This is a genomic window from Streptomyces sp. WG5 (assembly GCF_049974565.1).
GTDB lineage: Bacteria > Actinomycetota > Actinomycetes > Streptomycetales > Streptomycetaceae > Streptomyces.
On record NZ_JBNGGC010000004.1, the window covers coordinates 227,281 to 246,720 of the forward strand.

Annotated in this window: 12 protein-coding genes and 1 pseudogene; 3 read left to right on the forward strand and 10 right to left on the reverse strand. The window is 72.3% G+C overall.

Going from position 1 to position 19,440, the window contains the following annotated elements; genetic code table 11:
* Positions 1-121: 121 nt before the first annotated feature.
* A complete protein-coding gene (nrdR, locus tag ACP4IX_RS06210) occupies positions 122-673 on the reverse strand; it encodes a transcriptional regulator NrdR (RefSeq protein WP_361731598.1) in 552 nt (183 codons plus the stop codon).
* A gap of 640 nt (positions 674-1,313) precedes the next feature.
* On the opposite strand from nrdR, the gene lexA reads away from it, so the two are divergent.
* On the forward strand, positions 1,314-2,093 hold the full coding sequence (gene lexA / locus ACP4IX_RS06215) for a transcriptional repressor LexA (protein WP_426521805.1): 780 nt from the start codon (positions 1,314-1,316) through the stop codon (positions 2,091-2,093).
* 133 nt (positions 2,094-2,226) lie between these two features.
* On the opposite strand, the gene ACP4IX_RS06220 is transcribed toward lexA, so the two are convergent.
* The 4 genes from ACP4IX_RS06220 to ACP4IX_RS06235 all read right to left on the reverse strand — a co-directional run bounded on the left by ACP4IX_RS06220 (position 2,227) and on the right by ACP4IX_RS06235 (position 8,829).
* Positions 2,227-4,227, reverse strand: a complete 2,001-nt coding sequence (locus ACP4IX_RS06220) for an ATP-dependent DNA helicase (protein WP_426554943.1) — start codon at positions 4,225-4,227, stop codon at positions 2,227-2,229.
* Between the two features lie 401 nt (positions 4,228-4,628).
* Positions 4,629-5,321 (reverse strand): GNAT family N-acetyltransferase, encoded by a 693-nt coding sequence (locus ACP4IX_RS06225; protein WP_426554944.1) that lies wholly within the window; start codon positions 5,319-5,321, stop codon positions 4,629-4,631.
* Between the two features lie 61 nt (positions 5,322-5,382).
* Positions 5,383-7,338, reverse strand: coding sequence for an IucA/IucC family protein (locus ACP4IX_RS06230; RefSeq protein ID WP_426554945.1), 1,956 nt, complete (start codon positions 7,336-7,338; stop codon positions 5,383-5,385).
* 39 nt (positions 7,339-7,377) lie between these two features.
* Positions 7,378-8,829, reverse strand: a complete 1,452-nt coding sequence (locus ACP4IX_RS06235; RefSeq protein ID WP_426554946.1) for an aminotransferase class III-fold pyridoxal phosphate-dependent enzyme — start codon at positions 8,827-8,829, stop codon at positions 7,378-7,380.
* A gap of 358 nt (positions 8,830-9,187) precedes the next feature.
* On the opposite strand from ACP4IX_RS06235, the gene ACP4IX_RS06240 reads away from it, so the two are divergent.
* Together ACP4IX_RS06240 and ACP4IX_RS06245 are read left to right on the forward strand one after the other, a co-directional pair.
* Positions 9,188-10,417 carry a trypsin-like serine peptidase gene (locus ACP4IX_RS06240; protein WP_426554947.1) on the forward strand — a complete coding sequence of 410 codons (1,230 nt, stop codon included), beginning with the start codon at positions 9,188-9,190 and terminating at the stop codon, positions 10,415-10,417.
* Between the two features lie 143 nt (positions 10,418-10,560).
* Positions 10,561-11,778, forward strand: a complete 1,218-nt coding sequence (locus tag ACP4IX_RS06245; RefSeq protein WP_426554948.1) for a trypsin-like serine peptidase — start codon at positions 10,561-10,563, stop codon at positions 11,776-11,778.
* Between the two features lie 135 nt (positions 11,779-11,913).
* On the opposite strand, the gene hflX is transcribed toward ACP4IX_RS06245, so the two are convergent.
* The 5 genes and pseudogenes from hflX to ACP4IX_RS06270 form a co-directional block, all read right to left on the reverse strand.
* Positions 11,914-13,419, reverse strand: a complete 1,506-nt coding sequence (gene hflX, locus ACP4IX_RS06250) for a GTPase HflX (protein WP_426521798.1) — start codon at positions 13,417-13,419, stop codon at positions 11,914-11,916.
* Positions 13,420-13,568: 149 nt separating this feature from the next.
* Positions 13,569-15,093 (reverse strand): annotated as a pseudogene (locus ACP4IX_RS06255) (M1 family metallopeptidase).
* Between the two features lie 207 nt (positions 15,094-15,300).
* Entirely contained in the window at positions 15,301-17,469 is a 2,169-nt protein-coding gene (locus ACP4IX_RS06260; protein WP_426521796.1) for a RelA/SpoT family protein, read from the reverse strand.
* 244 nt (positions 17,470-17,713) lie between these two features.
* Positions 17,714-18,607 carry a diaminopimelate epimerase gene (gene dapF / locus ACP4IX_RS06265; RefSeq protein ID WP_426521795.1) on the reverse strand — a complete coding sequence of 298 codons (894 nt, stop codon included), beginning with the start codon at positions 18,605-18,607 and terminating at the stop codon, positions 17,714-17,716.
* 229 nt (positions 18,608-18,836) lie between these two features.
* On the reverse strand, positions 18,837-19,337 hold the full coding sequence (locus ACP4IX_RS06270; RefSeq protein WP_426521882.1) for a hypothetical protein: 501 nt from the start codon (positions 19,335-19,337) through the stop codon (positions 18,837-18,839).
* Positions 19,338-19,440: the final 103 nt, after the last annotated feature.

Here is a 19,440-nt window from a genome sequence, read left to right on the forward strand (position 1 = left end):
CCCGTGGCACGGTGTTCTGTCTTGTATTGCGGGCATCTCTCGCTACCGCCCGCAACAGGTCTTTGTCACTCGCCGCCGTCCGGCCGGGCCCGGGCGCCGAAGTCCGGGTCCGGCCCGCCGGTCAGTCGGCGGCGCCTGCGGGCTCGGGGACCTGTGCCGCCCCCGTGGACCCGCGGTCGTTCTCCTGGCTCCCCGCACCGGCGTCGTCGCCGTCCCCGCCGGGGCGCCCCGTCGCCTCCCTGAGCTCCGCGATCGCGGCCTCGAAGTCCTCGAGCGAGTCGAACGCCCGGTAGACGGAGGCGAATCGCAGATAGGCGACGAGGTCGAGTTCCTGCAAAGGACCGAGTATGGCCAGCCCCACGTCGTGGGTGGTCAGCTCGGCACTTCCGGTGGCCCGCACCGCCTCCTCGACCCGCTGGCCGAGCTGGGCGAGCGCGTCCTCGGTGACGGGCCGGCCCTGGCAGGCCTTGCGCACACCGTTGATGATCTTGGTCCGGCTGAACGGTTCGGTGACCCCGGACCGCTTCACCACCATGAGCGAGCACGTCTCCACGGTCGTGAAACGACGGGAGCAGTCAGGACACTGGCGGCGCCGGCGGATCGACGTGCCGTCGTCGGTCGTACGGCTGTCGACGACACGGCTGTCGGGGTGCCTGCAGAAGGGGCAGTGCATGATCTCCGAACCCTCCTCACAGCAGACTCAATGGCCTCGGAAGGCCCTTCAGGCCCCTCGAAGCAGCCCCCAGCATAGGCGATCGCGGCAGGGCCGAAGACCCGGGGGACCACAACTTGTGGGCTGCTGATGCAATCCAACCACTAGATGTGGGGATCGACTCATACATACACGCCCTGCGTTCGCATCGCTCCCGTACGTACCGGCCGTGGGTGCGGAGTCGCCGCACGGCCCGGACGGCGCGCACGCGCACGGGCACCACACGGGCACGCAAGGGCGGTACGGCCCGCAGGCGCGGCGGACACGGGCGCGCGAACGCGTCGACCGCCGGCATGCGGAGATACCGTGGGCACCGCGAGAAGGGCGCGTGGGGCTACCGCACAGATGAGGGACCCACGCCGTCGAACGGAACGCCGGATGGCAGACTGGAGCGACACCCCCGAGGCTGCCACCACGGCGGTGAAGAGTACCGCAATGGACCCTTTCGTCCGCCGGCACCGCGCAGGCATCGCGCAGGCCATACACCCCGACATGGCATCCGGGCGAACGATTCGCGATTTTTCACTCGAACGTGTGTTTGGCGCAACCTTTCGAAAGCTACTACCGTTGTGCAGCAGGGAGACCATCGAGAGGGGCCGACGTGACCACCACTGCCGACAGTGCCGCCATCACTGCCCAGGACCGCCCCCAGGGCCGACCTGAGCCGGTACATGCCATGAGCGACGCCGTGAATCCAGAGGGGCACAAGCGCTCCCTGCCAGGCCGACCTCCTGGCATCCGGGCGGACAGTTCGGGACTCACCGACCGCCAGCGCCGGGTGATCGAGGTGATCCGCGACTCGGTGCAGCGACGCGGCTACCCGCCGTCCATGCGGGAGATCGGCCAGGCCGTCGGCCTCTCCAGCACCTCCTCCGTCGCACACCAGCTGATGGCGCTGGAGCGCAAGGGCTTCCTGCGCCGCGACCCGCACCGCCCGCGCGCCTACGAGGTGCGCGGCTCCGACCAGGTCTCCTCCGTGCAGCCCACGGACACCGCCGGCAAGCCGGCCGCGTCGTACGTCCCGCTCGTCGGGCGCATCGCCGCCGGTGGCCCGATCCTCGCCGAGGAATCCGTCGAGGACGTCTTCCCGCTTCCCCGGCAGCTGGTCGGTGACGGCGAGCTGTTCGTCCTGAAGGTCGTCGGCGACTCGATGATCGAGGCCGCCATCTGCGACGGCGACTGGGTCACCGTCCGCCGCCAGCCGGTCGCCGAGAACGGCGACATCGTGGCCGCGATGCTCGACGGCGAAGCCACCGTCAAGCGCTTCAAGCGTGAGGACGGCCACGTCTGGCTCCTTCCGCACAACTCGGCGTACGAGCCGATCCCCGGTGACGACGCGACCATCCTCGGCAAGGTGGTGGCCGTACTGCGCCGCGTCTGAGCGCCACGGCGGGCGGGTACGCCGCGACAGCGACCCGCCGACCCGACCGGGCCCCGGAACCTCTGCGCCGGTTCCGGGGCCCCGCGCTGTGTGGAGGGCCAGGCCCCGGTGACCGCCGTGTGGGGCACCGCGTTCAGCCGCCCTCCGCCGCCGTCTCCGTCTCCGTTTCCATCTGCCGTGCCGTCGCGTCGATCGCGGCGAGTGACCTGCGGACCTGATTGCGGTCCGTGGTGAACCAGAACTCGGGCAGCGACGCCTTCAGATAGCTTCCGTACCGGGCCGTCGCCAGTCGCTGATCCAGAACGGCGACCACACCGCGGTCGCCCGACGCCCGGATCAGGCGGCCCGCGCCCTGGGCCATCAGCAACGCGGCATGCGTGGCGGCGACCGCCATGAAACCGTTACCGCCGGCCTCCTCCACCGCCTTCTGGCGGGCGCTCATCAAGGGGTCGTCGGGGCGTGGGAACGGAATCTTGTCCATGACGACCAGTTGGCAGCTCGGCCCGGGGACATCCACCCCCTGCCAGAGCGACAGCGTGCCGAAGAGGCAGGTCTTCGGGTCGGCGGCGAAGTTCTTGATCAGCTCACCGAGCGTCTCCTCGCCCTGGAGAAGGATCGGGTACTCGGGGATGCGGGAGCGCAGTTCCTCGGCGGCCAGCTGGGCTGCCCGCATCGAGGAGAACAGCCCCAGCGTACGACCGCCTGCGGCCTGGATCAGCTCCGTCAGCTCGTCGAGCATGTCGCCGCGGTCGCCGTCGCGGGCGGGGCGCGCCAGGTGCTTGGCGACGTACAGGATGCCCTGCTTGCGGTAGTCGAAGGGCGACCCCACGTCGAAACCCTTCCACTGGGGGACGTCATCGCCCTCGGTGCCCTCCGGGGCGAGGCCGAGGGATGCTCCGACGCCGTTGAAGTCGCCGCCCAGCTTCAGGGTCGCGGAGGTCAGGACGACCGAGCGGTCCGCGAAGAGCTTCTCGCGCAGCAGGCCGGCGACGGACATGGGGGCGACCCGCAGGGAGGCACCGAAGCGGTCGTGCCGCTCGTACCAGACGACGTCCCACTCGGAACCGTTCGTGATCCGCTCCGCCACGTCGTGCACGGACTCCACGGAGGCCAGCGCCTGCTTGCGCACGGCGTCCTCGTCCTGCACGGACTTGTCGCGGGTGGCACCGATCGCCGAGATGACCGTACGGCAGGCGTCGCGCAGCGCCATCAGCGCGTAGCCGAGGTCCTCCGGGATCTCCTCCAGCCGGCCCGGCAGCGCCAGCTCCATCAGCCGCTCGAACCCCTCGGCCGCGGTCTGGAGCTGGTCGGCGGCCTTCTCGTTGACGAGTTTCGCGGCCCGCCGCACCGCGCGGTTGACCTGGCCGGGCGTGAGTTCACCGGTGGCCACCCCGGTGACCCGGGAGACCAGCTCGTGCGCCTCGTCGACGATCAGCACCTCGTGCTGCGGCAGGACCGGGGCGCCCTCGATGGCGTCGATGGCGAGCAGCGCGTGGTTGGTGACGACGACGTCGGAGAGCTTGGCGCGCTCGCGAGCCATCTCGGCGAAGCACTCGGCGCCGTAGGCGCACTTCGAGGCGCCCAGACACTCCCGGGAGGACACCGACACCTGCGACCAGGCCCGGTCGGAGACACCGGGCGTCAGGTCGTCGCGGTCGCCGCTCTCGGTCTCGTCCGCCCAGTCACGCATCCGCAGCAGGTCCTGGCCCAGCTTGCTGGTGGGGGTGGCGGCCTCGAACTGGTCGAAGAGGCCCTCCTCCTCGTCCTGCGGGACTCCCTCGTGGAGTCGGTGCAGGCACAGGTAGTTCGACCGGCCCTTGAGCATCGCGAACTCCGGGCGGCGGCGCAGCTGGGGATGGAGCGCGTCGACCGTGCGGGGCAGGTCCCGCTCGACCAGCTGGCGCTGCAGGGCCAGGGTCGCGGTGGCCACGACGACCCGCTCCCCGTGTGCCAGCGCGGGCACCAGATAGCCCAGCGACTTGCCGGTGCCGGTGCCGGCCTGGACCAGCAGGTGGGAGCCGCCGTCGATGGCTTCCTCGACGGCTTCGGCCATGGCTACCTGGCCGGGACGCTCCGTGCCGCCGACGGCGGTGACGGCGGCGTGCAGGAGTTCGGGGAGTGAGGGCTTCGTCATAGCGCGACCACCCTACGGCCCGGGACTGACAAACGGGCGGGCAAGGCCGGAGGGACGGCCTGGAGGGTCCGGAGGGGCGGGAGAGACCGGCGGGGCAAGAGGGACCGGAGGGACAAGAGGGACAAGAGGGGCCGAAGGGGCCGGAGGGGCCGAAGGAGCGAGAGGGGCCGCAGCGGCAAGAGGGAGCCGTAGCCGTAGGGGCAGCAGAGACCGGAGAAATCAGAGAGGCTGAAGAAACCGGAGGGGTGACGGGAACCGGAGGGGTGACAGGGACCGGAGGGATAGGAAGGACTGACGGGCTTCAGGGAGGGCGAGGGCAAGGGTGGGCTCCTTGGCGGGTGAGGGGCCGGTCCGCGCGCGGGGGCGGCACTGATCAAGCCGTCGAACCGGGCCACACGACGCTACGGCAGTTCGCACGGCGTCCGGTCGCGGATCATGAGGGCGGCCCGCTTGGCGGGCAGGTCGACCTCGGCCGAGAACCGGAACCCGGCACCGAGGAACGCGGCGACGGAGGCCGTGTTGCGGACGTCGGGTTCGGCGAGCACACGCGTGCAGCCGGGCCGCCTCGCGAGGACGAGGTCGGCGACGGCACCGATCAGCGTGGTCCCGACGCCCTGCCCGCGGTCGGCGACATCGCCGATCAGAAGGTGGAGGCCGGTGTCGTGCGGCCGGACGGGGCAGTACCGGGCCAGCGGGTCGAGGTCGGCCCGGTAGATCTCCCAGTAGCTCATCGGCACGCCGTCCAGCACGCCGACGCACGGGACGCTGCGCCCGTCACCGGCGAGCTGCGCCCGTACGTGCTCCTCGGTCACACTCTCGGGTCCGGTCAGCTCCCAGAACGCGGCGACGGCGGGATCGTTCATCCAGCGGCTGATGAGCGGCACGTGCTGTCCGACACGGACGGGTGCCAGGTGGAACACCCCCACGGGGGTGAGGGCCGGCCCCCAGTCGGCGACACGGTCGAGCAGGTCGTCACCGGCCCGTGCCGTCTCCGTTTCGGCGCGGTCGTTGCCCTCCCTCCCGAAGAGGGCGACGAACTCCTCGGGAAGGTGCAGGTCCAGGGTGTCGTCGGGGCCGGCGTCGGTGGAAGCCACGGTGTCGCTCTTTCGGGAGAGGAGAGGGGGGCGAGAGTCGGAGTACGGGTTGTCGGCCTGCTCAGGAGTGCAGCGGGTTGGTGAGGGTGACGTAGACGGACTGGTTGTCCACCGGGCCGACGAGTTCGTCGAGGCCGTGCAGCCGGGTGAGCAGGTTCGCCTTGCAGCGGAGGACGGGCGAGTCGAGGAGGTGGGCCGGCAGCGGACTGCGCAGCGGCTCGGGGCCCGAGGCGACCTCGCGGAGGAGGCGGCGGAACGCCGCGAGCAGCAGTCGCTCGTCGGCGAGGCGCTGGGAACCGAAGTCGCCGATGAGGCCGAACACGTTGTTGATGGCCAGGTAGTAGGCGAAGCGCTCGTCGACGACCTCGTCGGCGACGAACGTGTCGCTGTACTCGCCGATGCCGGGCAGCCGGGCGTCGAGTTCAGCCCGCCGGGACTCGCGGAAGTAGTAGCCCTGGTTGTCTCGGTAGCGGCCGCCCGAGGGCCAGCCGTCGGCGTCCAGCAGGACGAGGGTGTTCTGCTGGTGCGCCTCCAAGGCGACGCCGGCGTGGGCGTCCAGCCACAGCACGGGACGTACGACGTGGTGGAGGTAGCGCAGGAACCACTCGGCGGCGACGGCCGTGCGGGGGCGGCCGGTCCGCCCGGCGAGTCGGGCGACGACCTCGGCCAGCCGGGAGCGCGGGGCGCGGGAGGAACGCCGGTCGGAGCCGTCCGCCTGACCGTGCGGCCACGGCGCGACGAGACCGGCGACGCAGGTGACGTCGTCCGAAGGCCGGAACGGGTTGTGCCGGATGAGGACGTCGAGCCCGCGCACGGGGCTGCCGTCCGGTCCGTCGACGGCGAGCCAGGCCGGGTCGCGGACGATGTCGAAGTCCGGGTGGGCCGCCTGCCACTGTCGGGACAGGCCGCGTCGCAGCAGACGGTGCACCTCCACTCCGCGGTGGAGTTCCTTGCGGAGGTTCTCCCGGCGGGAGTTGGTGATGTTCAGGGCCAGCGAGAGTTTGAGCATGGCCGGGGCACCGGTTCGGTGGACGGTCCGCAGGGAGGAGGTGGGATGCCAGGGGGCACCCTGGACACCGAGGTCCCTGAGCAGTCCCGTGTCCAGCAGGGCCGCGGTCTCGGGTCGGTGCCGTACCGCGCGGAACTGCCAGGGATGCAGGGGGAGGACCGCGTATCCGTCCGGCGGCGCCGGCCCGTCTCCGGCGAGGCGTGTGGTCAGCTCGGGCGCGGTGACCGGCCGGCCGCGCTCCGTCCAGGCCGAGTCGGTGGCGAGTACGGAGGGCGCGACGGCCAGCCAGTGCAGCGGGAAGGAGCCGCGCAGTTCGGGTGAGTACAGCCGCGACTCCGCATCGGTGAGGCCCTCGCGGCTCTTCGGTGTGGGATGCAGCGGATGCCCGAGAAGCAGGGCTTGCTCGGCGGCGAGGAAAAGGTCGGGGCCGCCGGAGGGGCCGGGACCGCCGGACGGATCTGCGCCGTCCGACGGATCTGCGCCGTCGAAGCGACCGGAGCCGCCGGAGGGACCGGAGCCGCCGGAGGAGCGTTCCCGGCGGTCGCGCAGGAATGCGGCGGTACGACGGACGGAGTCGGCGACTGCCACGACGAGTTCGGCCTCGTCGGGCCCCGGGTCGCCGGACGTCTCCCGGGCGAGCAGAGCGGCGACCGTGACCGCGTCCACGGACGGAGCCGAGGCGGGGGCACCGGCCAGGCGCGGCGGGCCGAAGCCGTGCCGGCCCGTCCGGGACCAGTAGTGGACGGGAACGGTCAGGGCGGTGCCGCTCGCGGGGAGCGGCACGTGGAGAACACCGTTGCCGGGAGCGGGCACATCGCTCTCGCGGGCCCAGCAGCGGAGGAGGTTCTCCACGGCCGCCGCCTGGGCCACGGCGTAGGTGTCGCCGTGGTGCGCGAGGTCCGGTACGGGCCCGGGGACGGTGGCAGACACCGGTGTGGGCGGGGGCGTGCGTACGGTGACGGCGGCGGGTGCCGAACGCGGTGCGGGATCGGTGTGCGACGTGGGCAACGTGGGTCCTCTTGACGTGCTGTGTCCGGGCGGCGGATCTCAACGCGGAGCGCGCACCCCGCACGGCGGGGCGTGGTCGCCGAGGCTTCGGTCCACCGCCTCGACCGCGTCGGCCAGTCGCTCCAGGACCGCTGTCGTCTGCTCCTCGGTGACGATCAGCGGCGGCAGCAGGCGTACGACGTTCGCGGCCGGGCCGGTGACGTCCACGATCAATCCGCGGCGCAGACACTCCCGTTGGACGGAGGCCGCGAGTCCGGCGGCGGGACCGGGGCGGACGCTGTCGGCGGGGGTGCCGGGCGCACCGTCCGGCGCGACCAACTCGATGCCGAGCACGAGGCCCCGCCCCCGCACGTCGCCGACGAACGGAAACACCTCGGCCAGTCCGCGCAGTCGGGTCAGTATCCGCGCGCCCAGCGCGGCGGCGCGCTCGGCGAGGCGGTGTTCGCGGACGTGGGCAAGGGTCGCCGCTCCTGCGGCCAGGGCGAGTTGGTTACCGCGGAAGGTGCCGCTTCCGGGTTCGCCCGCGTGCAGGTCGGCGTGGTGCACCACCGCGGCCAGCGGCAGGCCGCCGCCGGCCGCCCCGGAGAGGATCAGGACGTCGGGGAGGACTCCACTGTGTTCGACCGCCCAGAAGGCGCCGGTCCGCCCGACGCCCGTCGCGGTCTCGTCGGCGATCAGCGGGACGGAACGCTCGGCCGTGATACGCCGCATGCGCCGCATCCAGGTGTCCGACGCGGGAAACACGCCGTCCTCGCTCCGGACCGGTTCCAGGATCACCCCCGCGTGGAGGTTCCGCCCCGGCCGGCGATCGCCGAGGGCGGACTCGGTCCCGTCCGCGGCGAGTTCATCCCCGCTTCGGCCTGAGACGGCGCCCGGGCGGTGTGCGTCACCCGGGTACGGAAGCCGGGTGACGGGGGCGCCGCAGACGTCGCCGGGCCCCGTGCAGGCCTCTGGAACCGGCCCGTTGACCTGGGGGGTGAAGGTGACGACCCGACTCCGCCCGGTGGCGGCGCGGACCAGTCCGACCGCGGTGACGAGCGGGTCCGTGACGGCCGGTCCGCAGAACCGCACGCGTGCGTGATCGGCGAGGCCTGGCGGCAGGGTGCGCAGCAGTTCGGTGACGAAGGCGTCCTCGACAGGGGTGGTGAGATTCATGACCTGCAAGGGGGCGCCCGAGTCGAGCACCTTGCGGATCGCCTCGAGGACCACCGGGTGATGGTGGCCCAAGGCCAGTGCCCCCGCTCCCGAGACGCAGTCCAGGTAGCGGCGACCGTCCGCACCCTCGATGGTGAGACCACGGGCCCGGACCGGCACGACCGGCAGAGTCCGTACGCAGGTACGCGCCGCCTGCTCACGCGACGGCCGGCGCTTCGCCGCCTTCTCCCGTGCGGTGCGCGCCGGCGCGGACACCTCATCGGCCAAGCCCTCGCCCGCGGTCGGCCCGGCGTTCCCGCCCCCGGACGCAAACCTCCTGTACGCGGTTTCCGCCACGGCTCTCTGACCTCCCGCTGTCCAGACGCGACCCGATGCGCCGGGTCGCCCTCGGCACGGGGACCGCACCCGGACAGCAGGCCCCCACCGCTACCAACCGTGGACCGTCCTCCGGGTTACGGGTTGCCTGGAGTTCCCCGGCGCGGCGGGACGACGTCCCCCGGCCATGAGGTCACCGTGTCGGCCACCATCACCGGCGCCGTACGGAACACTTCGGCACACATCGTTCGGCCGCCCCTCCAACCGGAGCCTGCTCGTAGCGAAACCGTTGCCGTTCCACCGGGCTTCCCCCACAGCGAACCAATAGTGTGTGGTGCCGTTCCAGTGCAGTTCACCGTAGTAGGGGGAAGTCAACACCATGCGATCCATACGGCCGTCGTTCACCACGCGCGGGCACAGGCGCGGGCGGCGCAGCACGTCTCCTGTGCCGGTCGCCGTGGCGCTTGTCTCGGCACTCGCGCTCACCGCCACCGCCTGCGAGTCCGGCGACCCCGAGGCGGGCGGCGACGCCTCGGCCTCCGCGTCCACCGCGGACGGCGGCAACGGTGAGATCCGGATCCCGGACCACATCAAGGACAAGCTCAAGGAACACGGGATCGACGTAGACGAGTGGAAGAACGGCGCCTGGAAGAACTGGAACAAGGACGACTGGCTGCGCGAGGCGCAGGACTTCGTCAACCCGATCATCGAGGACCTGTGGGACCCGGACCGTATGCGGGAGGCCGAGCAGCCCGAGCAGGAGGTCGACGACAGCGACCTCTCCGGTGACCAGGGCGTCACCGACCCGGAGCCGCAGCCGGTGCAGGCGAAGGCCGTGCCGCCCAAGTACCACGACAGCGCCGCCACCGCGGGCAAGCTGCTCTTCGACTCCCCCCAGGGCTCGATGGTCTGCTCGGCGACCGTCGTGGCGGACCCGGCCAACCCCGGCAAGTCCAACCTGGTGTGGACGGCCGGCCACTGCGTGCACGCGGGCAAGAAGGGCGGCTGGTACCGCAACATCGCGTTCGTGCCGTCGTACAACGACGCCGGCAAGTCCACCGAGGAACTGCAGAACGCCACCAAGGAGGAGGTCGCTCCCTATGGCGTCTGGTGGGGCGACTGGGCCCAGACCTCGGACCAGTGGATCGAGCAGGGCGGCGCGACGGGCGGTGACGGCGCCTCGTACGACTACGCCGTCATTCATGTGACGCCGGAGAAGGGCAGCGACGGCAAGTCTCTGGAGGAGACGGTCGGTGCGGCGCTTCCGGTGGACTTCGACGCCCCCGCCGTGCCGCAGATCGACAGCGTGAAGGCGATCGGCTACCCGGCCGCGCCGCCGTACGACGGTCAGAAGCTGTTCCAGTGCGAGGACGAGCCCGGGCGGCTTTCGCTCAGCGCTTCGGACCCGACGATGTACCGCATCGGCTGCACCATGACCGGCGGTTCGTCCGGCGGTGGCTGGGTAGCGGCCGGGTCCGACGGCAAGCCGGTGCTGGTGTCCAACACCTCGATCGGCCCGGTGACGGCCGGCTGGCTGGCCGGTCCGCGGCTGGGCGAGGAGGCCAAGGGCGTGTTCGACGCGGTGAGCGGCAAGTTCGCCGGTCAGTGACCGGACGCCGGACACGGCGTTCAACCCGGAGGGCGGTGGAGTGCGTCGGGCGAGCCCGGCACTCCACCGCACGTTCCCTGACAGGCGTACGTTGACGTTCACGTACGTTGACATCCACTCATTCCGACGGGGGTCGTTCCACCATGCGTTCCGCACCTGCGCCCGCCGCACCGCGGCACCGGCGGCGCACCGCGCTCGCCGCCACCGGTCTCGTCGCCGCCCTGGCGCTCACCGCGACCGCCTGCGGCGGTGCGGAGAAGGACGAGACCGATGCCAAGCCCAGCGGGGGCACCTCCCAGGCCGCCGGCACCGGCGACTCCGGTGACGGCGGGGTTCAGCTCCCGGCCGACCTCGCGGACCGCCTCAAGGAGCACGGCATCGACGTCGACCGGTGGAAGGACGGCGGCTGGAAGGACTGGGACGAGGACAAGTGGCTCAGTGAGGCCAAGGACTTCGTCAACCCGGTGATCGAGGGCCTGTGGAAGCCGGACCGCATGCGGGCCGCGAAGGAGGCCGACAAGACCGTCACGACCAAGGACACCGCCGCCGGCCAGGGCGCCACCGACCCGGAACCGGCGCCCGTCGAGGCCGTGGCCGAGAAGACGCCGTACCACGACAACGCCGCCCCGGTCGGCAAGGTCTTCTTCGACTCCCCCGAGGGATCGATGGTCTGCTCCGGCACCGTCATCAAGGACGCGAACCACCCGGGCAAGTCCAACCTGGTGTGGACGGCCGGTCACTGCGTGCACGCCGGAGGCGGCGGCGGCTGGTACCGCAACATCGCCTTCGTGCCGTCGTACAACGACCTCGGCAAGTCCGAGGCGGAACTGGCGGGTGCGACGACCACCGAGATGGCGCCCTACGGGACCTGGTGGGCCGACTGGGCGTCGACGTCGCATCAGTGGATCGAGGGCGGTGCGGAGGACGGCGGTGACGGGGCCGCGTACGACTACTCCGTGCTGCATGTGAAGCCGGAGCAGGGCAGCACGTCCCTGGAGGAGACGGTCGGCGCCGCGCTGGAGGTGGACTTCTCCGCTCCCTCCGCGGCCGAGGTCGCCGACATGGGTGCCTGGGGCTACCCCGCCGCGCCGCCGTACAACGGTCTGACGATGTTCAAGTGCGTCGACCGGCCCGGCCGGCTGTCGCTGGGCCCGTCCCTGCCGGCGATGTACCGCATCGGCTGCACCATGACCGGTGGTTCGTCCGGCGGTGGCTGGTTCAGGGTGGTGGACGGCGAGACCAAGCTGGTGTCGAACACCTCGATCGGCCCGCTGGACAACACCTGGCTGGCGGGTCCGCGGCTGGGCCCGGAGGCCGAGGCGATGTACCAGAACATGAGCAGGACGTACGGCGCTCAGTGACCCGCACGGGGCCGTACGGCTCGGGCCCGCCCCGGGCAGGCGGGGTCCGCCGCCCCGGACCGGCGGGGCCCGGGCCCCTGCACGCCGAAGGCCCGCCTCCGCGAGGTGCGGAGGCGGGCCTTCCCGCGGGTACCGTCAGCCCACGGGCCGCAGCACGGGCGCCGGAACGTACGGCGTGAGCTCCGCCGCCAGTTCCTCGTGCACCCGCACCTTGAGCAGGGTGCCCTCCGGGGTGTGCTCCTCGGAGATCACCTCGCCCTCGTCGTGGGCACGGGCGACCAGCTTGCCGTGGGTGTACGGCACGAGCGCCTCGATCTCGACCGACGGGCGGGGCAGCTCGTTGTCGATCAGCGCGAGCAGTTCGTCGATGCCCTGGCCGGTGCGTGCCGAGACGGCGATGGACCGCTTCTCGACCCGCATCAGCCGCTGGAGCACCAGCGGGTCGGCCATGTCGGCCTTGTTGATCACGACGATCTCGGGCAGGTCGGTGGCACCGACGTCCCTGATCACCTCGCGCACGGCGGCCAGCTGCTCCTCCGGAGCCGGGTGCGAACCGTCCACCACGTGCAGGATCAGGTCGGAGTCGCCGACCTCCTCCATCGTGGAGCGGAACGCCTCGACCAGGTGGTGCGGCAGGTGCCGGACGAAGCCGACGGTGTCCGCCAGGGTGTACAGCCGCCCGCTGGGCGTCTCCGCACGGCGCACGGTCGGGTCGAGGGTGGCGAACAGGGCGTTCTCCACCAGCACGCCCGCGCCGGTGAGGCGGTTGAGCAGCGAGGACTTGCCGGCGTTGGTGTAGCCCGCGATGGCGACGGACGGAACCTTGTGGCGCTTGCGCTCCTGGCGCTTGATCTCGCGGCCGGTCTTCATCTCCGCGATCTCCCGGCGCATCTTCGCCATCTTCTCGCGGATCCGGCGCCGGTCCGTCTCGATCTTGGTCTCACCCGGACCACGGGTGGCCAGGCCGCCGCCCTTGCCGCCGCCCATCTGCCGGGACAGCGACTGGCCCCAGCCGCGCAGCCGCGGCAGCATGTACTGCATCTGCGCGAGCGCGACCTGCGCCTTGCCCTCCCGGGACTTGGCGTGCTGGGCGAAGATGTCCAGGATCAGGGCCGTACGGTCGATGACCTTGACCTTGACGACGTCCTCGAGGTGGATCAGCTGGCCCGGGCTGAGCTCACCGTCGCAGACGACGGTGTCCGCGCCCGTGTCGTGGACGACGTCCCGCAGCTCCTCGGCCTTGCCGGAGCCGATGTAGGTGGCGGCGTCGGGCTTGTCGCGGCGCTGGACGACGCCGTCGAGTACGAGCGCGCCGGCGGTCTCCGCGAGGGCGGCCAGCTCGGCGAGGCTGTTCTCCGCGTCCTGCACGGTGCCCGAGGTCCACACGCCGACGAGGACGACCCGCTCCAGGCGGAGCTGGCGGTACTCGACCTCGGTGACGTCCTCGAGCTCGGTGGACAGGCCCGCCACGCGGCGCAGCGCCGCGCGGTCGGAGCGGTCGAACTGCTCGCCGTCCCACTGCGGGTCGCTGTCATGGCTCCAGGCGACGTCCTCTTCCATCAGGGCATCGGCCCGAAGGCCCTCGGGATGGGTCTGCGCGAGACGCTTGGTGTCCTGGGAGGGGGAAGAAGAGAAGGTCAATTGGATCCTTATGCAGTCGGGAAGCGAGTCGTCGGCATCGGTACCGCGACATTCAGCACAACGCACGAGCCGCCGGGGAGATTCCCGGGGGCCGCCCTGCCGTGCCGTCCTGATGATGGTCGCACGGCACGGACCGTCTCGTCACCGGCTTATTTCTCGTGCGCCCTCTCGGTGGCGGCTTTCGGAGCCTGGCCGGCCGCCGTGGGCTTCCAGTCCGGGTGGCCGGGCATCGGCGGGGTCTTCTCCCCGTAGAGCCAGGCCTGGAAGAAGTCGTCCAGGCCGCGGCCGGAGATCTCGGAGGCGAGCCGGACGAAGTCGGCGGTCGTCGCCGTGCCGTCCCGGTGCCGGGTGACCCATTCACGCTCGACGCGCTCGAAGGCCGGGCGGCCGATCTCCTGGCGCAGGGCGTAGAGCACGAGGGCCGCGCCGTCGTAGACGTTGGGCCGGAAGATGCCGATCTTGTCGCCGGACGCGGGCGGCTCGGGGGCGGCCGGCGGTCCACCCGCCGCGCGCCAGCGGTCGGAGGTCGTAGGCGTCCTTCATGCGCGCTTCCAGGGACTGGTCCGCGGTCTCCTCCGCGTACAGCGCCTCGTACCAGGTGGCGTGTCCCTCGTTCAGCCACAGGTCGGACCAGCCGGCCGGGCTGACGCTGTTGCCGAACCACTGGTGGGCCAGCTCGTGCACCATGATCGACTCGACGTACCACTTCGGGTAGCCCGGTTCGGTGAAGAAGTCCCGCTCGAAGAGGGAGAGCGTCTGGGTCTCGAGTGCGAAACCGGTGGCGGCGTCGGCCATGAGCAGACCGTACGTCTCGAAGGGGTAGCGCCCGACCTTGCCCTCCATCCACGCGATCTGGCCGGTGGTCTTCGTCAGCCACGGTTCCAGCGCCGCGCGGTGCTTCGTCGGCACGACGTCCCGGAGGGGCAGTCCGTGCGGGCCGGTGCGGTGCAGCACCGTGGAGCGGCCGATGGAGACCTGGGCCAGCTCGGTGGCCATGGGGTGCCCGGTCCGGTACGTCCAGGTGGTCGATCCGCCGGACCGGTCCGCTCCTGCCGGCAGACCGTTCGCGACGGCCGTGAGCCCGTCGGGGGCGGTGACCCGGAAGGTGAACCGGGCCTTGTCGGAGGGGTGGTCGTTGCAGGGGAAGACCAGGTGGGCGGCATCGGCCTGGTTGGCCATGGCGAGGCCGTCGGCGGTGCGCACCCAGCCGCCCTCCCGGTCCTCCGGGTACACGGGGTCACTGGTGTGCCGCACGGTGATGCGCATCCGCTCGCCCGCGTCGAGCCCGCCCGCGGGCGTGACGACGAGGTCCTCGCCGGCCGTGGCGAAGCCGGCGCGCACGCCGTCGACCTCGACGGAGTCGACCCTTCCGTGGGCGAAGTCGAGGTTGACCCGGTCCAGGGCGGCCGTCGTGCGGGCGTCGATGGTGGTGACGGCCTGCAGCGGCTCGCTGTTGCTGCCGGAGTAGGTGAAGGAGAGGTCGTACGCCGCCACGTCGTAGCCGGGGTTGCCCAGGTGCGGGAAGAGCCGGTCGCCGACGCCCAGGGGGGCCGGCGGGGCGCTCGCGGCGACCAGGCAGACGGAGACGGCCGAGGCGAGCAGCGCCGCGGCCCTGAGCCGGCGGCGGACTCGCGCGCGGTGCGGCGGAGCGGGGGTGTGAGGGGTGTGCAGCATGCCCCACGGCTATCAGCGCGCGCGTGCGCCGCGGCGACGGCGCGCCCCCCGGGGCACTCGAACGGGCGTACGTTCCGGCGACCGGTCCGGCTGCGTCCCACGGCCGGTCCGGCTCGGACGCCCCTGGCCTGACGACCGGTCCGGCTCGGACGCCTGGGTATTCGGCTCGTCCGGCTCGGACGCCCGTGGGCTCACGGCCGGTCCGGCTCAGGCGCCCGTGGTCTGCGGTTGCGATCTGCTCACGTCGTACACCCCGGCCACGTCTCGCATCGCGCGCATGAGGGCGGGCAGCCGGGCCGCGTCCGGAAGCAGGACCGTGTAGGTGTGGCGGACCCGCTGCCGGTCGGGGGGTTCGACGGTCGCGGAGACGATCTCGGCGCCTTCGACGGCCATGGCCTCCGTGAGGTCGGCCAGGAGGTGCGGGCGGCCGAACGATTCGGCGAGCAGGGTGACCCGGCACTGGGTGCTCTCCCCCCAGCGCACGCCGACCTCCGCGCGCCCCGCGCTCTTCATGCGCGCCACCACGGCGCACCCCGAGCGGTGCACGGTCACCACGCCTCCGCGCACGGCGAAGCCGGTGATCTCGTCGGGCGGTACGGGGGTGCAGCAGCCGGCCAGCCGTACGGTCGCGCCCGGCGGATCGACGAGGACGTCGGCGGAGGCGGGGCGGGCGGCCGGCCCGTCGGACGTCGGGCGCGGGGCGGGCGCCTCGCCGGCGGCGGGACCTCGGGGTGCCTCCTGCGCTTCGGCGGGCACCGGCTCCGGGTGGGCGGCGAGCCGGCGCTGGATGGCGATCCGCGCGGCGGGCGTGTGGGCGTGCTCCAGCCACTCCCGGGAGGGCTCGGAGGCGGGGTCCTGCCCCATCAGCAGGTGCACGGTGTCGCCGTCCTTCAGCACCGTGCTCATGGTCGCCAAGCGGCCGTTGACCCGGGCGCCCAGGGTCGCGTGCGCGTCCTCGCCGTACTGGGCGTACGCGGCGTCCACGCAGGTCGCGCCCTCGGGCAGACCGAGGGCGCCGCCGTCGGGCCGGAAGACGGTGATCTCCCGGTCCTGGGCGAGGTCCTCGCGCAGGGTGGACCAGAAGGTGTCGGGGTCGGGGGCGCCCCGCTGCCAGTCGAGCAACCGGGAGAGCCAGCCGGGCCGCGTCGGGTCGGCGCGCTCGCCGTCGCCCGCGGTCTGCTCCTCCGACGGGGGCGCGTAGGGATTGCCGAGCGCGACGACTCCGGCCTCGGCGACCTTGTGCATCTGGTGGGTCCGGATGAGGACCTCGACGACCTGTCCGTCCTTCGCGCGGGCCACGGCGGTGTGCAGCGACTGGTACAGGTTGAACTTGGGGACGGCGATGAAGTCCTTGAACTCCGAGACGACGGGCGTCATGCAGGTGTGCAGCTCGCCCAGGACGGCGTAGCAGTCGGCGTCCTCCTGTACGAGCACCAGGAGGCGGCCGAAGTCCGCGCCACCCAGCGGTCCCCGTGTGCGGGAGACACGGTGTACGGAGACGAAGTGGCGGGGCCGGATGAGGACCTCGGCCGGGATGTCGGCCTCGCGGAGCACGCCCCGTACTTCGTCGGCGACCGCGGCGAGCGGATCGTCCGCGCGGGCGGCGTTCTCGTCGACCAGCTTCCGCGTGCGCTCGTACTCCTCGGGGTGCATGACCGCGAAGACAAGGTCCTCCAGCTCGGACTTGAGCGCCTGCACGCCGAGCCGCTCGGCGAGCGGAATGAGCACGTCCCGCGTCACCTTGGCGATGCGCTCCTGTTTCTCGCGGCGCATGACGCCGAGGGTGCGCATGTTGTGCAGCCGGTCGGCCAGTTTGATCGACATCACGCGGACGTCGTTGCCGGTGGCGAGGAGCATCTTGCGGAAGGTCTCGGGCTCGGCGGCGGCGCCGTAGTCGACCTTCTCCAGCTTGGTGACGCCGTCGACGAGGTAGCGGACCTCGGCGCCGAACTCCTTGCCGACCTGGTCGAGGGTCACGTCGGTGTCCTCGACGGTGTCGTGGAGGAGGGAGGCGGTCAGCGTGGTGGTCTCCGCGCCCAGTTCGGCGAGGATCAGGGTCACGGCGAGGGGGTGGGTGATGTACGGCTCGCCGCTCTTGCGCATCTGGCCCCGGTGCGACGACTCGGCCAGCACGTAGGCGCGGCGCAGCGGGTCGAGGTCGGCGTCGGGGTGATGGGCGCGGTGCGCCTCGGCGACGTGGCCGATGGCGTCGGGCAGCCGGCCGCGGGCGGCGGAGCCGAGCAGTGCGGCGCGGCCCAGGCGGCGCAGGTCGATCCGGGGGCGGGCCTTCCTGCGCGGCGCCGTCGGCACGACGGCGCCGGTGGCTGTGGGCGTCACAGGGCCTGGGCTCGCTGGATTCACGGCCTCCGCATTCATGGGCACCTCCGGCTGCACGGACCGGCGGACGGGGTATCCCAGGGCGGACACGGCTCAGGGGATGGTGTCGGTCCCCCGTCCGGGCCGGTGCTTGATGCTATCGAGCCGATCACGTGCGGCCGACCGCCTCTCGCCGAGCGTGAAACGGATCACCCATTCGAGCGATGGTCCGAGGAATTACGTTTTCGCACTGAGTGTCACGGCTTGATGCCCTGGGCCGAGTGCCGTGCACCGGGCCTGTGGTTCAGGCGAGTACCCCTTCCAGCCATCCGGAGTCGAACTCGCCCTCGGCGACGATCACCGCGGGGCCCGTCATCTCGATCTCGCCGTCGGGTCGCTCCGTGATCACCAGGGTGCCGCCGGGCACGTCGACGGTGTACGTCACAGGCGTGCCGGTGACCGCCGGGTCGGCGCCGTCCCTGCGGGCGGTGGCGACGGCGACGGCGCACGCGCCCGTGCCGCAGGAGCGGGTCTCACCGGAGCCGCGTTCGTGCACGCGCATCGCGACGTGGCGGGGGCCGCGGTCGGCCACGAACTCGACGTTGACTCCGTCCGGGTAGGCGGTGGCGGGCTCGTAGGGCGGCGGGGAGTGCAGGTCGCCCGCGTGGGCGAGGTCGGCGACGAAGGCGACCGCATGCGGGTTGCCCATGTTCACGTTCCGCGCGGGCCAGCTGCGCCCGTCGACGCTCACCACGACGTCGCCCTCGGGGAGGAGCGCGCGACCCATGCCGACGGTGATGTCCCCCGCGGCGAAGCCGCCGTCGGACGCGGTCTTGGCGATGTGCACGGTTTTCACGCCCCCGCGCGTGGCGACGGTCAGGTCGCCCTCGGTGGCGTACCCGGCGTGCTGGAGGTAGCGCGCGAAGACCCGCACGCCGTTGCCGCACATCTCGGCGACGGAACCGTCGCCGTTGCGGTAGTCCATGAACCACTCCGCCTCGGCCGCCATGTCCCTGGCCTCGGGGTGCGCCGCGGACCGCACCACGTGCAGCAGTCCGTCGCCGCCGATGCCCGCGCGGCGGTCGCAGAGGGCGGCGGCGGCAGCGGGGGGCAGGTCGATGGCGTTCTCCGGATCGGGAACGATCACGAAGTCGTTCTCGGTACCGTGACCCTTGAGGAAGGCGATCCGCGTGCTCATTCCTCGATCGTACGGCGTGGCTCCGGCGGACGACGCGGAGCGGGGCGCGCGCGGACAGGGGCCCGGCTCGTGTGTGGGCGCGCCGGGCTGCCACGGGGAACCGTCGTCCATGCCCGCGCTTCGCTGTCGCGGGCGCCCGTGGGCCGCCCCGCCCCACCGTGTGCGGACGGACCGGAGCGGGACGCCGTCGCGTGCGCGTGGGCTGCCGCCCCGCGGCGGCGGGCACGCGTCAGCCGCGCAGGCGGGCCACCCGCCACACGGCCAGGACGACGACGGCGGCGACCGCCAGGGCGTACGCGAGGATCATCCGCCAGTCGGCACGGCGCCCCGAGGCGCGCTGCGGCAGGCCCGGCCAGGTGTAGCCGACCCGGCGGGCGGCCATCATGCCCCAGCCGGCCGCGCAGGAGCAGATCAGCAGCCCCAGCATCGCGATCACGGCACCGCTGTCGCCGAAGTCGAAGGCGAGCGGGAAGGCGAACATCAGGGAGCCGACCGCGGCCAGGCACACGATGGGCGCGAGCTGCCAGATCCGCAGTCGTCGCTGCGGACGCAGTTCGACCTCGACCTCGTCCCCGTACATCTCGTCGGGCTCGGGGCCGTCGGTGGCCACGCGCTCCTGCGCCTCGTCGGGCCCGTCGGGGCTCAGAGCGCCTCCGTCCGGCTCCGGCCCGCCGTGGTCGGCGGTGCCGTTCTCGGTGCTCGGTGCGGTGTTGTGAGGGCCGGCCTCCATCGCCACGCGCCCTCCCAACTAGGACTCACTAGGTCGATCGAAGCTCGATGATGGCACGCCGCCGAAGGGCCGGATGACGGCCGGGGCGTCCCGATGCCATCAC